The following is a 17,477-nucleotide window of genomic DNA, read 5'->3' on the forward strand; positions in this document are numbered from 1 at the left end:
GCGGTGCGACGAGGGGAGCGGCACGTGGGCGGGATCACTCTGACGCAGGACGGGCCGGTCACGGCTCCATCGGCCGGGGGGCCGCCGCCCCCCGTGCCGCCGGCCGGGGACCCGCCGTCCCCGGCCCCGGAGAGCGGGCCGGCCCTGAGCCCCGCCCGGGTCCGGCTCGTCTTCCTCGCGCTCATGCTGGCGCTGCTGCTCGCCGCGCTCGAGCAGATGATCGTCGCCACCGCCCTGCCGAAGATCGTCGGCGAGCTGCACGGCCTGGACAAGATGTCCTGGGCGATCACCGCCTACCTGCTCACGGCCACCGTCGGACTGCCGGTGTACGGCAAGCTCGGCGACCAGCTCGGTCGCAAGGGCGTCTTCCAGTTCGCCATCCTCGTCTTCGTCGTCGGCTCCGCGCTGGCCGGCCGCGCCACGACGATGGACCAGCTCATCGCCTACCGCGCGGTGCAGGGCGTCGGCGCGGGCGGTCTGATGATCGGCGTCCAGGCGATCATCGCGGACATCGTGCCCGCCCGGCAGCGCGGCCGCTTCATGGGGCTGATCGGCGCCGCCTTCGGACTCGCGTCGGTCGCCGGCCCGCTGCTCGGCGGCTACTTCACCGACCACCTGTCCTGGCGCTGGTGCTTCTACGTCAACGTGCCGTTCGGCCTCGTCACCATGGCGGTCGTCGCCCTGGTGCTGAAACTGCCGAAGCCGGCCGGACGGCGCCGCTTCGACGTGCTCGGCGCCCTGCTGCTGACCGCCGCCTCCACCTGCCTGGTGCTGCTGACCAGCTGGGGCGGCACCGAGTACGCCTGGGACTCCCGCGTCGTGCTCGGCCTCGCCGCCGGCGCGGTCGCGGCCACCGCCGCCTTCCTGGCCGTCGAGCGCTTCGCCGCCGAACCCCTCATCCCGCTGCGGCTGTTCCGCGACTCCGTCTTCAACGTCACCGGCCTGGTGGGCCTGGTCGTCGGCGTCGCCCTGTTCGGCGCCGCCAGCTATCTGCCGACCTACCTCCAGATGGTCGACGGGGCCTCGGCGACCGAGTCGGGTCTGCTGATGCTGCCCATGATGGGCGGCATCGTCGGCGCCTCCGTCGTCTCCGGGCACATGATCAGCCGCTCCGGTCGTTACCGCGGCCACCCCATCGTCGGCTCCGCCCTGTCCGTCGCCGGCATGTGGCTGCTGTCCCGCCTGGAGACCGACACCCCCCGGCTGCACTACAGCGTCTGGATGTTCGTCCTCGGCGCCGGCATCGGCATGGTGATGCCGGTCCTCGTCCTCGCCGTGCAGAACTCCGTCCGCCCCGCGGACCTCGGCACCGCCACCAGCGCCAACAACTACTTCCGGCAGATCGGCGGCAGCGTCGGCGCCGCCGTCTTCGGCACCCTGTTCGCCGGCCGGCTCACCGACGCGCTCGCCGAGCGGCTCCCCGCCGGCGCGGCCGGCGCGCCCGCCGACGCCGAGTCGGTCACCCCCGAGCTCGTGCACGCCCTGCCGCCCGAGCTGCGCGACGCCTACGTCCAGGCCTACGCGGACGCCATGCCGCGCATCTTCCTCTACCTCGTGCCGGTGCTCGTCCTCGGCCTGCTCATCGCCTTCTTCCTCAAGGAGAAACCACTGGTGTCCCACCACGCCCCCACCGCCGACCCGGCCCAGGAAGCACCGCGGTTCGAGGCGCGCGTGCCGCAGGCGCGCAGCGCGCAGAGCGGCGGCGTCCCCGTCTGCGGCACCGTCCAGCACCCCGACGGCACCCCCGTGCCCCACGCGGCGCTCACCCTCATCGACGTCCAGGGGCGGCAGACCGGACGCGGCGCGAGCGGCGCCGACGGCCGGTACGCGCTGGCCACCCCGGGACCCGGCTCGTACGTGCTGATCGCCGCCGCGGGCGGTCACCAGCCGCAGGCGGTCTCCGTGACCGTCGGCGAGCGGCCCGTCGAGCTCGACGTCGTCCTCGGCGGCGCGGGCCGGCTCGCGGGCAGCGTCCTCACCGCCGACGGCACCCCCGTGCGCGACGCCGCCGTCACCCTCACCAACGTGCACGGCGAAGTCGTCGCCGGCACCCGCAGCGGCCGCGAGGGCGGCTACGTCATCACCGAGCTGGTCGCGGGGGAGTACACCCTCGCCGCCAGCGCCCCCGCCTTCCGCCCGGCGGCACTTCCCGTCACCGTGCAGGCCGCCCGCGAGACCCGGCAGGACGTCGAGCTGGCGGGCGGCGCGGTGCTCCGCGGCACCGTACGGGCGGGCGGCGGACGGCCGGTGGAGGACGCGCGGGTCACGCTGCTGGACGCGGCGGGCAACGTCGTGGACACCCTCACCACCGGACCCGACGGCACCTTCCGCTTCGTCGACCTGTCCTCCGGCGAGTACACGGTCATCGCCGCCGGCTACCCGCCGGTCGCGACCGTGCTCCAGGTGGCCGGCGGGGGCCGCACGGAACGCGACCTGCAACTGGGGCACGAGGACTGAGCGTTCCGCACCGTACCGGTGGACCGGAGCCGTCCCCCTCCACGGCTCCGGTCCATCCTCGTCGTCCCCCGGCCGCGGCGTCCGCCGCGTCCCCCTCGGTGCGACGGCGGACGACTCCAGCGGCACGGTCCGTCACGGACGACCACCGTGCGCCGAGCGGGGTCCGGCAGCGTGTTCCGCGTCGGATCCGGCCACAATGCGGCCCGTATTTGCGTGGCAGCGGTCGACCGTGGTGTGCGCACACGTCGTTGAGGAGCGCGGAGGGGACGGGCGCCGACCGCGGGCCGTCCGGGGAGCGTGCCGGTCAGGACGTCCGGCGGCTTCGGGTGGCGGCCTGGTCCGCGAGGCCGCCCGCGCCCAGCAGGCCCGTCGCCTCGAACGGCTCGGCGGCGGCCAGCCGCGGCAGTTCGCGCCGGGACAGCGCCGTCACCACCGGCGGCATCGCCGCCCGCACCAGCTGGGTCGCGCGCAGCCAGCCGGGCACGTACACCGACGGGCGGCGCCGCCGCACCGCGTCCGCCAGCCGCCGCGCCACGTGCTCCACCGGGTACACCTTCCGCGCCGGCGGCGGCATGTGGCCGCGCAGCTCGCGCAGCACCGCGTGCTCGTCCACGCCGCGGATCATGTCGGTGTCCGTCCAGTTGATGTAGGCGATGCCCACGCCCACGTGACGGTGCGCCATCTCCGCCCGCAGGGAGAGCGCGAACGACTCGACGCCCGCCTTGGACGCGCAGTACGCGCTCATCATCGGCGCCGCGCCGATCGACGCCAGCGAGGCCACCTGGAGGAAGTAGCCGCCGGTGGCGGTCAGGTCGCCGATGAACGTGCGGGCGGTGGCCGCGCTGCCGACCAGGTTCACCTCGATCACCCGGCGCCACACGGCCGGGTCGGACTCGGGGAACGGCCCGCCCTCGGCCACCCCCGCGTTGGCGACCACCACGGACGGCGGCCCGAGGCGCGCCCGGATCTCCGCGCCGGTCTCCGCCAGCCCCTGGTCGTCCGTGACGTCGACCTCCCAGCAGCCGGCCTCGCCGGGCAGCCGGTCCCGCACCTGCCGCAGCGTCCGCTCCTCCCGCCCGAGCAGCGCCACCTTCATGCCGCGGGCGGACAGCTCCCGGGCCAGTGCCGCGCCCAGGCCGCGCGCCGCTCCGGTGACGACGGCGGTCCTTCCGTCCAGCGGGTTCCGGGTGCCGTGCATGCGACGCTCCTGTGCTCCGTGGCGGGCGTTCGTCCCGTTCACGGTAGGACCGGCCGGGCATCCGCGCAGGTCGAAGGCGCGGTCCCCGGACCGTATGAGGCGTCAGTGGTCTGGACCGGTGGGAGTTATCCACAGGGTGGCCGGACCGGTGCGGGACGACGTAGCGTGTGCCGCATGAAGATCCTCATCAGCGCCGACATGGAGGGCGCCACCGGTGTCACCTGGCCGGCCGACGTCCTGCCGGGGACGCCCCAGTGGGAGCGGTGCCGGTCGATGTTCACCTCGGACGTGGACGCCGCCGTGCGGGGCTTCTTCGACGGAGGCGCCGACGAGGTGCTGATCAACGAGGCCCACTGGACCATGCGCAACCTGCTGCTGGAGCGGCTCGACGAGCGCGCCGAGATGCTCACCGGCCGGCACAAGGCGTTGTCCATGGTCGAGGGCGTGCAGCGCGGCGACGTCGACGGCATCGCCTTCGTCGGCTACCACGCGGGGGCCGGCATGGAGGGCGTCCTCGCGCACACCTTCCTCGCCAACTCCGTCACCGGCGTCTGGCTCAACGACGTCCGGGCCAGCGAGGGCCTGCTCAACGCGCACGTGGCCGCCGAGTACGGCGTCCCGGTGATCCTCGTCACCGGCGACGACGTGGCCTGCGAGGACGCCCTCGGCTACGCGCCCGAGGCGCTGAAGGTCGCCGTGAAGGACCACGTCTCGCGGTACGCCGCCGTGTGCCGCACCCCTTCCCGGACGGCGGCCGACATCCACGCGGCGGCCAAGGAGGCGGCCGCGCTGGCGGTGCGCCGGGAGCCGGTCCGGGGCGGGCCCTTCACCGTGGCGGTGGAGTTCGACGCCGAACACCTGGCCACCTCCGTCACCGTCGTGCCGGGCGTGACCCGCAGCGGCGAGCGCAAGGTGATCTACACCAACGAGACCATGTACGACGCGATCCGCACCTTCAAGGCGGTCACCACGATCGCCTCGGCCGCGGTGGAGGAGCAGTATGGCTGACCAGCTCGCCCTGGACGAGGTCGTGACCTTCACGTCCGACCTCATCAGGATCGACACGACGAACCGGGGCGGGGGCGACTGCCAGGAACGCCCCGCCGCCGAGTACGCGGCGGCGCGGCTCGCCGAGGCCGGCCTGGAGCCGGTCCTGCTGGAGCGCACCCCGGGCCGGACCAACGTCGTGGCGCGGCTGGAGGGCACCGACCCGTCGGCCGACGCGCTGCTGCTCCACGGCCACCTGGACGTCGTCCCGGCCGAGCCCGCCGACTGGAGCGTGCACCCCTTCTCCGGGGAGATCCGCGACGGCGTGGTCTGGGGACGCGGCGCCGTCGACATGAAGAACATGGACGCGATGATCCTGTCCGTGGTGCGGTCCTGGGCGCGCGAGGGCGTGCGGCCCCGCCGGGACGTCGTCATCGCCTTCACCGCCGACGAGGAGGCCAGCGCCGCGGACGGCGCGGGATTCCTCGCCGACCGGCACCCGCACCTCTTCGAGGGCTGCACCGAGGGCGTCAGCGAGTCCGGCGCGTACACCTTCCACGACGGCCAGGGCCGGCAGTTCTACCCGATCGGGGCCGGCGAGCGCGGCACCGGCTGGATGCGGCTCACCGCCCGCGGCCGGGCCGGACACGGCTCCAAGGTCAACCGGGAGAACGCGGTCACCCGCCTCGCCGCCGCCCTCACCCGCATCGGCGAGCACGAGTGGCCGCTGCGGCTCACCCCGACGGTGCGCGCCGCGCTGACCGAGATCGCCGCCGTGTACGGCATCGACACCGACCTGTCCGACGTGGACGCCGTGCTGGACAAGCTCGGCGGGGCGGCCAAGCTCGTCGAGGCCACCGTCCGCAACAGCAGCAACCCGACCATGCTCGACGCGGGCTACAAGGTCAACGTAATCCCGGGCGAGGCCGTCGCGCACGTCGACGGGCGGTTCCTGCCGGACACCGAGGAGGAGTTCCGGGCCACCATGGACCGGCTCACCGGCCCGGACGTCGACTGGGAGTTCGTCCACCACGAGATCGCCCTCCAGGCGCCGGTGGACTCGCCGACGTTCGCCCGCATGCGGGAGGCCGTCCGGGCGTTCGCGCCCGAGGCGTACACGGTGCCGTACTGCATGTCCGGTGGCACGGACGCCAAGCAGTTCGCCCGCCTCGGCATCACCGGCTACGGCTTCGCGCCGCTGAAGCTGCCCGAGGGCTTCGACTACCAGGCCCTCTTCCACGGGGTGGACGAGCGCGTCCCGGTCGAGGCGCTGCGGTTCGGTGTCCAGGTGCTCGACCGGTTCCTGCGGTCGGCCTGAGCGAGTGGGGAAGACAGTGCAGACCCTGGCGTACGGCGAGTGGCCCTCGCCGGTCGACGCGGCGACGGCCGCGGCCCACGACGGCAGCCCCGAGTTCGCGGACTTCGTCGGGGACGAGGTGTGGTGGACCGAGCCCCGGCCCGCCGAGGCGGGCCGGCGCACCCTGGTGCGGCGGCACGCGGACGGCACCGAGGAGTCCGTCCTGCCCGCCCCGTGGAACGTGCGCAGCCGTGTCATCGAGTACGGCGGCCGCCCCTGGGCGGGCGCCGTGCGTGACGGCGTCCCGGTCGTGGTGTTCGCGCACTTCCCCGACCAGCGCCTCTACCGCTGGGAGCCGGGCGGCGAACCGCGCCCGCTCACCCCGGTGTCGCCGGTCGGGCCGGGACTGCGCTGGGCCGAGCCCACCGTGCTGCCGGAGCGCGGCGAGGTGTGGTGCGTCCTGGAGGAGTTCACCGGCGACGGCCCGAGCGACGTGCGCCGGGTGCTCGCCGCCGTGCCGCTCGACGGGTCCGCCGCCGAGGACCGGGGCGCGGTGCGGGAGCTGACCGGGGAGCGGCACCGCTTCGTCACCGGGCCCAGGCTGTCGCCCGACGGGACGCGCGCGGCCTGGATCGGCTGGGACCACCCCCGCATGCCGTGGGACGGCACCGAGCTGATCGTCGCCGACGTCCGCGCCGACGGCACCCTCACCGGCGCCCGCACCGCGGCCGGCGGGCCCGAGGAGTCCGTCGCCCAGGCCGACTGGACCCACGACAACCGCCTGCTGTACGCGAGCGACCGCACCGGCTGGTGGAACCTCTACCGGGACGGGGAGCCGGTCTGCCCGCGCCCGGAGGAGTTCGGCGGACCGCTGTGGAAGCTGGGCCTGCGCTGGTTCGCCCCGCTGGACGGCGGGCTGATCGCCGTCCTGCACGGCAAGGGCGCCCAGCGGCTCGGCGTGCTCGATCCGGAGACCTGCGAGGTGGTCGACGCCGTCGGCCCGTGGAGCGAGTTCGGCCCCACCCTCGCCGCGCTCGGCGAGCGGGTCGTCGCCGTCGGCGCCGGACCGTGCAGCTCCCACGAGGTGGTGGAGCTGGACACCCGCACCGGCCGGGCCCGCGTGGTCGGCGCCGCCCACCGCGACGCCGTGGACCCCGCCTACTACCCCCAGCCCGAGGTCCGCACCTTCACCGGCCCCGACGGCCGGGAGATCCACGCCCAGGTCTACCCGCCGCGCAACCCGGACTGCGCCGGCCCCGCCGACGAGCTGCCCCCCTACGTGATCTGGGCGCACGGCGGCCCCACCGGCCGGGTGCCGCTGGTGCTCGACCTGGAGATCGCCTACTTCACCTCGCGCGGCATCGGCGTCGCCGAGGTCAACTACGGCGGCTCCACCGGCTACGGCCGCGCCTACCGCAACCGGCTGCGCGGCCGGTGGGGCGTGGTCGACGTCGAGGACTGCGCCGCCGTCGCACTGGCCCTCGCCGAGGAGGGCACCGCCGACCGGAACCGGCTCGCCGTCCGCGGTGGCAGCGCCGGCGGCTGGACCACCGCCGCCTCGCTCACCACCACCGACGTCTACGCCTGCGGCACGATCATCTACCCGGTGCTCGACCTCACGGGCTGGGGCACGGGGGAGACCCACGACTTCGAGTCGCAGTACCTGGAGACCCTGATCGGCCCGCGCGCCGAGGTGCCCGAGCGGTACGAGGAGCGCTCGCCCGTCACCCACGCCGACCGGCTCGGCGTGCCCTTCCTGCTGCTCCAGGGGCTGGACGACGTGATCTGCCCGCCCGTGCAGTGCGAGCGGTTCCTCGACCGGCTGGCCGGCCGGGGCGTGCCGCACGCCTACCTCACCTTCGAGGGCGAGGGCCACGGCTTCCGCCGGGCGGAGACCATGGTGCGCGCCCTGGAGGCCGAACTGTCCCTGTACGCGCAGGTGTTCGGGCTGAAGGTGCCCGGCGTCCCGCTCCTGGAGCTGGAGCGGTGAGCGCGCTCACCCCGCTGCGGCGGCCGCCCCGCCTCGCCCCCGGGGCCCGGGTGGCCGTGGTCGCCCCCAGCGGCCCCATCCCCGAGGAGCGGCTCGCGGCCGGGCTCGACGTGCTGCGCGGCTGGGGTCTCGACCCCGTGGCCGCCCCCCACGTCCTCGACCGGCACGGAGAGTTCGGCTACCTCGCCGGCACCGATGCCGACCGCGCCGCCGACCTGCAGAACGCCTGGTGCGACCCGGCCGTCGACGCGGTGATCTGCGCACGCGGCGGCTACGGGGCGCAGCGCATGGTCGACGCCCTCGACTGGGAGGCGATGCGGGCCGCCGGGCCCAAGGCGTTCGTCGGGTTCAGCGACATCACCACGCTGCACGAGGCGTTCGCGGTCCGGCTCGGCCTGGTCACCCTGCACGGACCGATGGCCGCGGGCGCCGACTTCGTCAAGAGCGTCCGCGCCCAGGAACACCTGCGGGCCACCCTCTTCGCCCCCGAGACGGTCCGCACGATCCGCTCCGACGGCACCGCGCTGGTGCCGGGACGGGCCCGCGGGGTGACGCTCGGCGGCTGCCTCTCCCTGATCGCCGGCGACATCGGCACCCCGCACACCCGCGCCTGTGCGCGCGGCGGACTGCTGTGCCTGGAGGACGTGGGGGAGGAGACCTACCGCCTCGACCGCTGCCTCACCCAACTGCTGCGTGCCGGGGTGCTCGACGGCGTCGCCGGGATACTGCTGGGCTCCTGGGCGGAGTGCGGCCCGTACGCCGAGGTGCGGGTGCTGCTCGCCGACCGGCTCGGCGGGCTCGGGGTGCCGGTCGCCGAGCAGTTCGGGTTCGGCCACTGCGACGACGCGCTGACGCTGCCGTTCGGCGTCGCGGCCGAACTGGACGCGGACGCGGGCACCCTGACGCTGGACGAACCGGCGCTGAGCTGAGCGGGCACGGGGAGCCGGGAGAGCGGGTCGGGGTGATCCCGTGCCGGGCGAGGGACGCATCGGGGTGATCCCGTGCCGGGCGAGGGACGCGTCGGGGTGATCCCGTGCCGGGCGAGGGACGCGTCGGGGTGATCCCGTGCCGGGTCGGAGGGCGCGTGGGGGTGGCCCGTGCCGGCCACGAGGCCATGCCGAAGTGACCCCGTGCCGGGCGACGAGGCCGATGTCCCCGCCCCGGCGCGCGGGAACGGCTCCCGTCGTAGGGTGACAGGGTGCCGCACACCGCTTCCCGTTACCTCACCGAAGGCCGCCGCGTGGGACTGCGCCACTTCACCCACGAGGACGCCGCCGAGTTCACCGCGCGGGTCCGGGAGAGCAAGGACCTGCACCACCCGTGGCTGTTCCCGCCGGACACACCGGCCGCCTACGCCGCCTACGCGCAGCGGCTGATCGAGGACCGCACCAAGGCGGGGTTCCTGGTCTGCGAGAAGGAGGCGGACGGCGCCCTCGCCGGGTTCGTCAACATCAACAACATCGTCGAGGGCGGCTTCCTCTGCGGAGCGCTGGGCTACGGCGCCTTCGCGCACGCGGCGGGACGCGGGCTGATGAGCGAGGCGCTGGACCTGGTCGTGCGGTACGCCTTCGGGCCGATGCGGCTGCACCGGCTGGAGATCAACGTGCAGCCGGGCAACGCCGCCTCCCTGGCTCTGGCCCGCGCCTGCGGCTTCCGCAAGGAAGGCTTCTCCCCGAAGATGCTCTTCATCGACGGCGCCTGGCGCGACCACGAACGCTGGGCGCTCACCAGCGAGATGCTGAGCAGCGAGATGCCGACCGGGGAGAGCTGACCGGGAGGAGCTGACCGCGACCCGCGCGAAAGCCATTACGCCACGGCCCCTGTTCAGGCGGGCGTCCGGCGGCTTCCATGGGGATCGTGACGACCATCCGACATGAGGTGCTCACGCTGCCGGCCGCGCACCTCGGCGCGAGGTGCTGCTCGCGGTGGGGCGCACGGCGGACGCCCGGTCGGTGTGGGGGGCGGCTGCCCCCGCGGACCCGGGCCCCGCGGGCGCTTCCGGCTGATCGAGGCGGGGCTGCTGCTCGCCGAGGGGCGGCGCGAGGAGGCCCGCGCCGTGTTCGACGCGGGCTTCGAGGTGGCCGGCCTGCGCGGGGGCGACGAGGTGATCGGACGGCTGTGGACACGGCTCACGGACGAACCGCTGCCCGAGCGGTACGACTTCCGGACGCGGCCCGTGCCGTGACGGAACGTCAGGCGCGGCGGTCCGCGTACTCGTAGACCGTCCCGTCCGGGTGGCGTGCGATCAGGTTGCGGCCGACGGGGGTGGGCAGCGGTCCGGCGAGGACGGCCGCGCCCATCTCCTCGAGCACCTGGCGGGTCTCGTCGACGTCCGTGACCGCGATGGTCGCGGCGACCTTGCGCAGCACCTCCAACTCGGCCTCGGGGCCGCTCATCAGCAGGAAGCAGCCCACCGCGGCGACCTGGACGCCGCCCCGCTCGAAGCGCAGGGCCCGGCCGCCCGCCAGGCGCTCGTAGAAGGGGATGGCGGTCTCGATGTCGTCGACGCAGACGCGCAGTGTGGCACCCAGAATCTCCATGCGACCGAGCCTAGTTGGACGGTCCGGTCGGCGGGCGGGGGGCAGGCGGACTCCATGCCGCTCTCTCCGGTCGTGGGCGCGGGGCGAGTTACCGCCGCCCCGGGTGCGGGTACCCGAGGCGGCATGCAGCGCTTGGAGCACATGCAGCATCTGGACAAGCATCTGGTGGACGAACTGGCCCAGGTGGCCCGGGAGTCCGTGCGGGCCGAGCTGCGCGAGCAGACGCGGGGACAGCGCCGCAGGGCGGCCCTGTACGCCGGTTCCGGCGCCGCCGCCCTGTACGCCGGCGCGGCCGTCGCCCTCTCCGTCGGCCTCGTCCTCGACCTGGTCCTGCCGGGGTGGGCGGCGGCCCTGATCACGGCGGTGATCCTGGCCGCGGTCGCCTTCGCCCTGCGCACGGCGGCCCGCCCGGACACACCGGGCGCCGCCACCGCAGGCCGGGTACCTGCCCCCGGCAAGGGATCCGTCCCCGGCAAGGGATCCGTCCCCGGCAAGGGATCCGTCCCCGGCAAGGGATCCGTCCCCGGCAAGGGATCCGTCCCCGGCAAGGGATCCGTCCCCGTTCCCCCGGTGCCGTCCACCCCGCCGACGGTCGGCACCGACCGCACCCCGGACGGCGACCGGGGCTGACCCACCGCATGCGAGGCACCCGGCCCCGCTACGCCCGGCCCCGCTAGTCGCCCTGCCGCAACTGCGGCAGCACCTTCGTGCGGTAGAAGTCGAAGAAGCCGCGCAGATCGGGACCGATCTGGTTCACGTAGATCAGGTCGAAGCCCGCGTCGGCGAACGCGCTCAGTTCGGCGACGTGTTCGTCGACGTCGTCGCCGCACACCCGGTTCTCCCGGACCATGTCCTCGGTGACCAACGTCTGCGCCTGCTCGAAGTGCTTGGGCGAGGGCAGCATCTGCCCCAGTTCGCCGGGCAGTTGCTCGTTCGCCCACAGCCGGTGCACCGTGCGCACGCACTCCTCGCGGTCGGTGCCGTAGCAGACCTTCGTGCCACCGCTGACGAGCTTTCCGCCGCCCCCGCCCTTGCGGTACTGCTCCACCATCGAGGTGTCCGGCATCATCGTGATGTAGCCGTCGCCGATCCGCGCCGCGAGCTTCGTCGCCGCCGGGCCGAAGCCCGAGATGTCGATCGGCACCGGCTCGTCGGGCCGCGTGTAGAGCCGGGCGTTCTCGACGGTGTAGTGGGTGCCGCGGTGGTTGACCTCCTCGCCGGAGAACAGCCGGCGCATCACCTGCACGGCCTCCTCCAGCATCTCCAGACGCACGTGCGCGGGCGGCCAGGGACCGCCGACGATGTGCTCGTTCAGCGCCTCGCCCGTGCCCACGCCCAGCCGGAACCCGCCCGGTGACATCACGGCGGCGGTCGCCGCCGCCTGCGCCACGACCGCCGGGTGCGTCCGCACGGTCGGGCAGGTCACCGCCGTGCCGACCGGCAGGGACACCGCCTCGGACAGCGCGCCGATCACGGACCAGACGAAGGGACTCTGCCCCTGGGCATCGTTCCACGGGTGGTAGTGGTCCGAGATCCACAGCGCCTCGAACCCGGCCTGTTCGGCCATCCGCGCCTGCTCGACCAGCTCCGCGGGCCCGTACTGCTCGCACGAGAGGAAATAGCCGTACCGGGGCATGGGGTGCCTCCCTGACATGGGACGTCCGGGTCCCGGGCCGGGTACCCGGGCCGCCCCGCGGCAACCGGCCCGACGTTTGGCGGTCCCGCTCGGGGGGACGCGGAAGGCTCCCGACGTACGCGACCGCGCCGGAGGCGAACCGTGAGTCGACCCCGCATTGTGATCGTCGGTGCCGGCTTCGCCGGGTACCGCACGGCCCAGACCCTGTCGAAACTGGCCAAGGGCCGGGCCGAGATCGTGCTGCTCAACCCCACCGACTACTTCCTGTACTTGCCCCTGCTTCCCCAGGTCGCCGCCGGCGTCCTCGAGCCGCGCCGGGTCACGGTGTCCCTCTCCGGGACGCTGCCGCACGTCAGGCTGGTGCTGGGCGAGGCCGACCACATCGACCTCGACGCCCGCCAGGTGCACTACACCGGTCCCGAGGGGGAGGGCGGCACCCTCTCCTACGACCGGCTGGTGCTCGCCGCCGGCAGCGTCAACAAGCTGCTGCCCATCCCGGGCGTCGCCGAGCACGCGCACGGCTTCCGCGGCCTGCCCGAGGCGCTGTACCTGCGCGACCACGTCACCCGCCAGGTGGAGCTCGCCGCCGCCACGGACGACCCGGAGCGCTGCTCCTCGCGGTGCACCTTCGTCGTCGTGGGCGCTGGCTACACCGGCACCGAGGTCGCCGCGCACGGACAGCTCTTCACCGACGCGCAGGTCGCCAAGCAGCCCCTGCGCACCGGCATGCGGCCCCGCTGGATCCTGCTCGACATCGCTGACCGGGTCCTGCCCGAGCTGGACGAACGGCTCTCCCGCACCGCCGACACGGTGCTGCGGGAGCGGGGCGTCGACGTGCGGATGGGCACCTCCGTGAAGGAGGCCACGCCCGACGGGGTGTTGCTGACCGACGGCGAGTTCGTGGAGACCCGCACCCTGGTGTGGTGCGTGGGCGTACGCCCCGACCCGCTCGCCGCGTCCCTCGGGCTGCCCATGGAGCGCGGCCGGCTGCTGGTGGACCCGCACCTGCGGGTGCCGGGCCGACCGGAGGTGTTCGCCTGCGGTGACGCGGCGGCCGTGCCCGATCTGGAGAACCCCGGCTCGTACACCCCGATGACCGCCCAGCACGCCTGGCGGCAGGGGAAGGTGTGCGCGCGGAACATCGCCGCGTCCTTCGGCGACGGGGAGCGGCAGGCGTACCGGCACAAGGACCTGGGGTTCGTGGTGGACCTCGGCGGCGTCAAGGCCGCCGCCAACCCGCTCGGCGTCAACCTCTCCGGGGTGGCGGCCGGCGCGGTGACCCGCGGCTACCACCTGGCCGCGATGCCCGGCAACCGGGTGCGGGTGGCCGCCGACTGGCTGCTGGACGCCGTCCTGCCGCGCCAGGCCGTGCAACTGGGCCTCGTCCGGTCCTGGTCCGTCCCGCTGGACACCGCGTCCCCCGAGGTCGCGCGCGTCCCCGGCGGCCCCCGCGAGAACGGGCGGTCCCCCGGCGACGACACGGCCGCCGAGTCGGCCAGGAACCAGCCGGGTGGCGAGCCGGCCAGGAACCGGCAGGGCGGTGAACCGGCCAGGAACCAGCCGGGCCGTGAAGCGGCGAAGAACCAGCCGGGTGGCGAGCCCGCCAAGAACCAGCCGGGTGGCGAACCGGCCAGGAACCAGCCGGGTGGCGAGCCGGCCAGGAACCGGCAGGGCGGTGAACCGGCCAGGAACCAGCCGGGCCGTGAAGCGGCGAAGAACCAGCCGGGTGGCGAACCCGCCAAGAACCAGCCGGGTGGCGAACCCGCCAGGAACCAGCCGGGCCGTGAGCCCGCCAAGAACCAGCCGGGCGGCGAACCCGCCAGGAACCAGCCGGGCGGCGACGGCCCCGGTCTCGCCCCGCCGCCCGACCAGCCGGCCCCCGGCCCGGACGTGGCGCCCGGCCCCGTCCGGCGTACCGACCGATTTACCGAAGGAGACGCATGAACACCGGTGAACTCGTCGAGCTCGGACAGCAGCTGCGGGTGGACAGTGTCCGGGCGGCGGCCGCCGCCGGCTCCGGGCACCCCACGTCGTCGATGTCCGCGGCCGATCTGATGGCCGTCCTCTTCGCCCGCCACCTGCGCTACGACTTCGAGCGCCCCGACCATCCGGCCAACGACCGCTTCGTCCTCTCCAAGGGCCACGCCTCCCCGTTGATGTACGCCACCTACAAGGCGGTCGGCGCCATCGGCGACGAGGAACTGCTCACCTTCCGCGAGAACGGCAGCCGCCTCGAGGGCCACCCCACGCCCCGCAAGCTCCCCTGGGTGGAGACGGCGACCGGCTCCCTCGGGCAGGGCCTGCCCGTCGGCGTCGGCATCGCGCTCGCCGGGAAGCGGCTGGACCACGCCGACTACCGGGTGTGGGTGCTGTGCGGCGACAGCGAGCTGGCCGAGGGGTCGGTGTGGGAGGCGGCCGAGCAGGCCGCGTACGAGAACCTCGACAACCTGACCGCGATCGTGGACGTCAACCGGCTGGGCCAGCGCGGCCCCACCCGGCACGGCCACGACCTCGACGCCTACGCCCGCCGCTTCCAGGCGTTCGGCTGGCACACCGTCGAGGTGGACGGCCACGACGTGGACGCGGTGGACCGCGCCTACGGGGAGGCCCTGTCCACCCGCGGCCAGCCGACCGTGATCCTCGCCCGCACCCTCAAGGGCAAGGGTGTGGAGTCCGTGCAGGACCGGGAGGGACTGCACGGCAAGCCGCTGCCCGAGGCGGAGGACGCCGTCGCCGAACTGGGCGGCCCGCGCGACCTGCGGATCACCGTCCAGGCGCCGCCCGCCGACGGCGCGGCCCCCGCCCGGCGGACCGGGACGCCCGAGCTGCCCCGCTGGGACAAGGGCGAGGAGGTGGCCACCCGCAACGCCTTCGGTGAGGCGCTGGCCGCCCTCGGTTCCGCGCGCGGTGACGTCGTGGCCCTGGACGGCGAGGTCGGCGACTCCACCCGCCTGGAGTTCTTCGCCAAGGAGCACCCCGAGCGCTACGTCGAGTGCTACATCGCCGAGCAGCAGATGGTCGCGGCCGCCGTCGGGGTCGCCGCGCGCGGCTGGAACCCGTTCGCGTCCACGTTCGCGGCCTTCCTCACCCGCGCCCACGACTTCGTCCGCATGGCGTCGGTCAGCGGCTCGGGCATCAACCTCGTCGGCTCGCACGCGGGCGTCGCCATCGGCCAGGACGGGCCCAGCCAGATGGGGCTGGAGGACCTCGCGATGATGCGGGCCGTGCACGGCTCGACCGTGCTGTACCCGTGCGACGCCAATCAGACGGCCCGCCTGGTCGCCGCGATGGCCGGGCTGGAGGGCATCCGCTACCTGCGCACCTCGCGGGGCGAGAGCCCGGTGATCTACGGCCCGGACGAGGAGTTCCCGGTCGGCGGCAGCAAGGTGCTGCGCTCCTCCGACCGTGACCGGCTCACCCTCGTCGCCGCCGGCGTCACCGTGCCCGAGGCGCTGGCCGCCGCCGACGCCCTCGCGGAGGAGGGCATCGCCGTGCGGGTCGTCGACCTGTACTCGGTGAAGCCGGTCGACCGGGAGACCCTGCGCGTCGCCGCCGAGGAGACCGGCTGCCTGCTGACCGTCGAGGACCACCACCCCGAGGGCGGCCTCGGCGACGCGGTCGCCGAGGCGTTCGGCGACGGACGCCCGGTGCCGCGGCTGGTGCGGCTCGGCGTGCGGAACATGCCGGGCTCGGCCTCCCCGGAGGAGCAGCTGCACGCCGCCGGGATCGACGCCGCGTCGATCGCCGCGGCCGGCCGGCTGCTGGTGGGGGAGGCGATCGTGTCGTGAGCGACGGCGGCTCGCGCACCGTACGGGCCGGCCGCCGCCGGGTGGAGATCCACCGCCCGGACAAGGTGCTCCTCCCGGGCGTCGACGGCGCCCGGGAGTACACCAAGGGCGACCTCGTCGACTACCACCGGGCCGTCGCCCGCCACATGCTGCCGCACCTGCGGGGCCGGCCGCTGATGCTGGACCGGCGGCCCGACGGCATCGACGGCCCGGCCTTCATGCAGAAGAACACCCCGGACGGCTACCCGGACTGGATCACCCGGGCCGAGGTCGCCAAGGAGGACGGCACCGTCACGCACACCGTGTGCGACGACACCGCCACCCTCCTCTACCTCGTCGACCAGGCGAGCGTCACCTTGCACCGCTGGCTGTCCCGCACCGACGCCGTCGACCGCCCGGACCGGCTGGTCTTCGACCTCGACCCGTCCGGCGACGACTTCGAGGCGGTGCGGGAGGCCGCCGGGCTGCTGGGGGAGCTGCTGGGCGAACTCGGCCTGCCCTCCGCCCTGATGACCACCGGATCGCGGGGCCTGCACGTGATCGTGCCGCTCGACGGCGGCCAGGACTTCGACACGGTACGGGAGTTCGCCCGCGAGGTCGCCGACACGCTGGCCGACGCCCACCCGGACCGGCTCACCACCGCGGCCCGCAAGAAGGACCGCGGCGACCGGCTCTACCTCGACGTGCAGCGCAACGCCTACGCGCAGACCGCGGTCGCCCCCTGGACGGTCCGCGCCCTGCCCGGCGCGCCCGTCGCCGCCCCGGTCACCTGGGAGCAGCTCGACGACCCGGAGCTGCACGCCCGCCGCTGGACGGTCGGGAACGCCGTCGAACAGGCGGACACGAAGCCGTGGGCCGGCTTGTCCCGCAAGGGCCGCTCCCTCGCCCCGGCCCGCCGCCGGCTGGCGGCACTGCGCGGCTGAACCACGGGCCGCCCGGCGCTCGCCCCCGCGCCGGCCGGGGGCGAGCCGGACGTGGCGAACGGGTGAGTCCACGGAGGTTTGGCGCACACACTTGCGGCCACACGGAGGGGGAGGTGGTCATGTCGAACACGAAGAACACCGAAGAGCCACGGAGTTCACAGGAACTCCAAGACTCGCAGGAACCCCAGGACTCACAAGAACCCCAAGACTCACAGGAGAGCCAGGACTCGCAGGAGGCCCGGAGCTCACGCAAACCCCGTAAGCAGACCGCACCCCGCAAGCGGACCGGAACCCGGAGCGGGACGACCGAGAGCACCACGGAGCGGAAACGGCCGAGCCCCATGGAGGTGCTGCGCCAGGCGCGCGGACAGCTCGCGGAGCTCACCGGCATGGAGGCCGAGTCCGTGTCGTCCTTCGAGCAGACCTCGGAGGGCTGGGCGCTGGAGGTCGAGGTCCTGGAGCTGGAGCGGGTGCCCGACACGATGAGCCTGATGGCGAGCTACCAGGTGGAGCTGGACCCCGACGGGCAGCTCACCGGGTACCGGAGGGTCCGCCGCTACGAGCGGGGACGCGCCGACGCGCGCAGGTCCGGCGGCCGCTAGGCCGCCCCCGCGTGAGCACAGGCGCGGACAACACACGCACAGACAACACACCCACCGAC

General features: G+C 74.4%; 14 protein-coding genes and 1 pseudogene. 12 read left to right on the forward strand and 3 right to left on the reverse strand.

Annotated elements, in window-relative coordinates; genetic code table 11:
* Positions 1-24 precede the first annotated feature (24 nt).
* A complete protein-coding gene (locus ACWH4W_RS17230; RefSeq protein WP_473076608.1) occupies positions 25-2,457 on the forward strand; it encodes an MFS transporter in 2,433 nt (810 codons plus the stop codon).
* Positions 2,458-2,761: 304 nt separating this feature from the next.
* Here ACWH4W_RS17230 and ACWH4W_RS17235 read toward each other — a convergent pair whose 3' ends face one another.
* Positions 2,762-3,655 carry an SDR family oxidoreductase gene (locus ACWH4W_RS17235; protein WP_473076609.1) on the reverse strand — a complete coding sequence of 298 codons (894 nt, stop codon included), beginning with the start codon at positions 3,653-3,655 and terminating at the stop codon, positions 2,762-2,764.
* Positions 3,656-3,829: 174 nt separating this feature from the next.
* Between ACWH4W_RS17235 and ACWH4W_RS17240 the strand changes: the two genes are divergently transcribed.
* The 6 genes and pseudogenes from ACWH4W_RS17240 to ACWH4W_RS17265 all read left to right on the forward strand — a co-directional run.
* Complete coding sequence (locus tag ACWH4W_RS17240; protein ID WP_473076610.1) at positions 3,830-4,663, forward strand: M55 family metallopeptidase; 834 nt, start codon at positions 3,830-3,832, stop codon at positions 4,661-4,663.
* On the forward strand, positions 4,656-5,960 hold the full coding sequence (locus tag ACWH4W_RS17245) for a M20/M25/M40 family metallo-hydrolase (protein WP_473076611.1): 1,305 nt from the start codon (positions 4,656-4,658) through the stop codon (positions 5,958-5,960). Before ACWH4W_RS17240 ends, ACWH4W_RS17245 begins: the two co-directional genes overlap by 8 nt.
* Positions 5,961-5,976: 16 nt before the next feature.
* Positions 5,977-7,929, forward strand: coding sequence for an LpqB family beta-propeller domain-containing protein (locus ACWH4W_RS17250; protein ID WP_473076612.1), 1,953 nt, complete (start codon positions 5,977-5,979; stop codon positions 7,927-7,929).
* Positions 7,926-8,858 (forward strand): S66 peptidase family protein, encoded by a 933-nt coding sequence (locus tag ACWH4W_RS17255; protein WP_473076613.1) that lies wholly within the window; start codon positions 7,926-7,928, stop codon positions 8,856-8,858. Before ACWH4W_RS17250 ends, ACWH4W_RS17255 begins: the two co-directional genes overlap by 4 nt.
* Positions 8,859-9,127: 269 nt before the next feature.
* A complete protein-coding gene (locus ACWH4W_RS17260; protein WP_473076614.1) occupies positions 9,128-9,700 on the forward strand; it encodes a GNAT family N-acetyltransferase in 573 nt (190 codons plus the stop codon).
* Between the two features lie 139 nt (positions 9,701-9,839).
* Positions 9,840-10,114, forward strand: a pseudogene (locus ACWH4W_RS17265) (DUF5107 domain-containing protein); the annotation flags it as partial.
* 7 nt (positions 10,115-10,121) lie between these two features.
* Here ACWH4W_RS17265 and ACWH4W_RS17270 read toward each other — a convergent pair.
* A complete protein-coding gene (locus ACWH4W_RS17270) occupies positions 10,122-10,469 on the reverse strand; it encodes a VOC family protein (protein WP_473076615.1) in 348 nt (115 codons plus the stop codon).
* A gap of 123 nt (positions 10,470-10,592) precedes the next feature.
* Here ACWH4W_RS17270 and ACWH4W_RS17275 point away from each other — a divergent pair, with 123 nt between their 5' ends.
* Positions 10,593-11,099, forward strand: coding sequence for a phage holin family protein (locus ACWH4W_RS17275; RefSeq protein ID WP_473076616.1), 507 nt, complete (start codon positions 10,593-10,595; stop codon positions 11,097-11,099).
* A gap of 43 nt (positions 11,100-11,142) precedes the next feature.
* Here ACWH4W_RS17275 and ACWH4W_RS17280 read toward each other — a convergent pair whose 3' ends face one another.
* Positions 11,143-12,105 (reverse strand): LLM class F420-dependent oxidoreductase, encoded by a 963-nt coding sequence (locus ACWH4W_RS17280; RefSeq protein WP_473076617.1) that lies wholly within the window; start codon positions 12,103-12,105, stop codon positions 11,143-11,145.
* A gap of 141 nt (positions 12,106-12,246) precedes the next feature.
* Between ACWH4W_RS17280 and ACWH4W_RS17285 the strand changes: the two genes are divergently transcribed.
* From ACWH4W_RS17285 to ACWH4W_RS17300, 4 genes are all read left to right on the forward strand, one after another.
* Positions 12,247-14,049: an NAD(P)/FAD-dependent oxidoreductase gene (locus ACWH4W_RS17285; protein WP_473076618.1), complete on the forward strand. Its 1,803-nt coding sequence runs from the start codon at positions 12,247-12,249 to the stop codon at positions 14,047-14,049.
* Positions 14,046-15,893 carry a transketolase gene (locus ACWH4W_RS17290; protein WP_473076619.1) on the forward strand — a complete coding sequence of 616 codons (1,848 nt, stop codon included), beginning with the start codon at positions 14,046-14,048 and terminating at the stop codon, positions 15,891-15,893. Before ACWH4W_RS17285 ends, ACWH4W_RS17290 begins: the two co-directional genes overlap by 4 nt.
* A complete protein-coding gene (ligD, locus tag ACWH4W_RS17295) occupies positions 15,890-16,816 on the forward strand; it encodes a non-homologous end-joining DNA ligase (RefSeq protein ID WP_473076620.1) in 927 nt (308 codons plus the stop codon). Before ACWH4W_RS17290 ends, ligD begins: the two co-directional genes overlap by 4 nt.
* Before the next feature lie 119 nt (positions 16,817-16,935).
* Complete coding sequence (locus ACWH4W_RS17300) at positions 16,936-17,418, forward strand: gas vesicle protein GvpO (protein ID WP_473076621.1); 483 nt, start codon at positions 16,936-16,938, stop codon at positions 17,416-17,418.
* Positions 17,419-17,477 lie beyond the last annotated feature (59 nt).

This window comes from Streptomyces sp. DSM 120436, assembly GCF_055778765.1.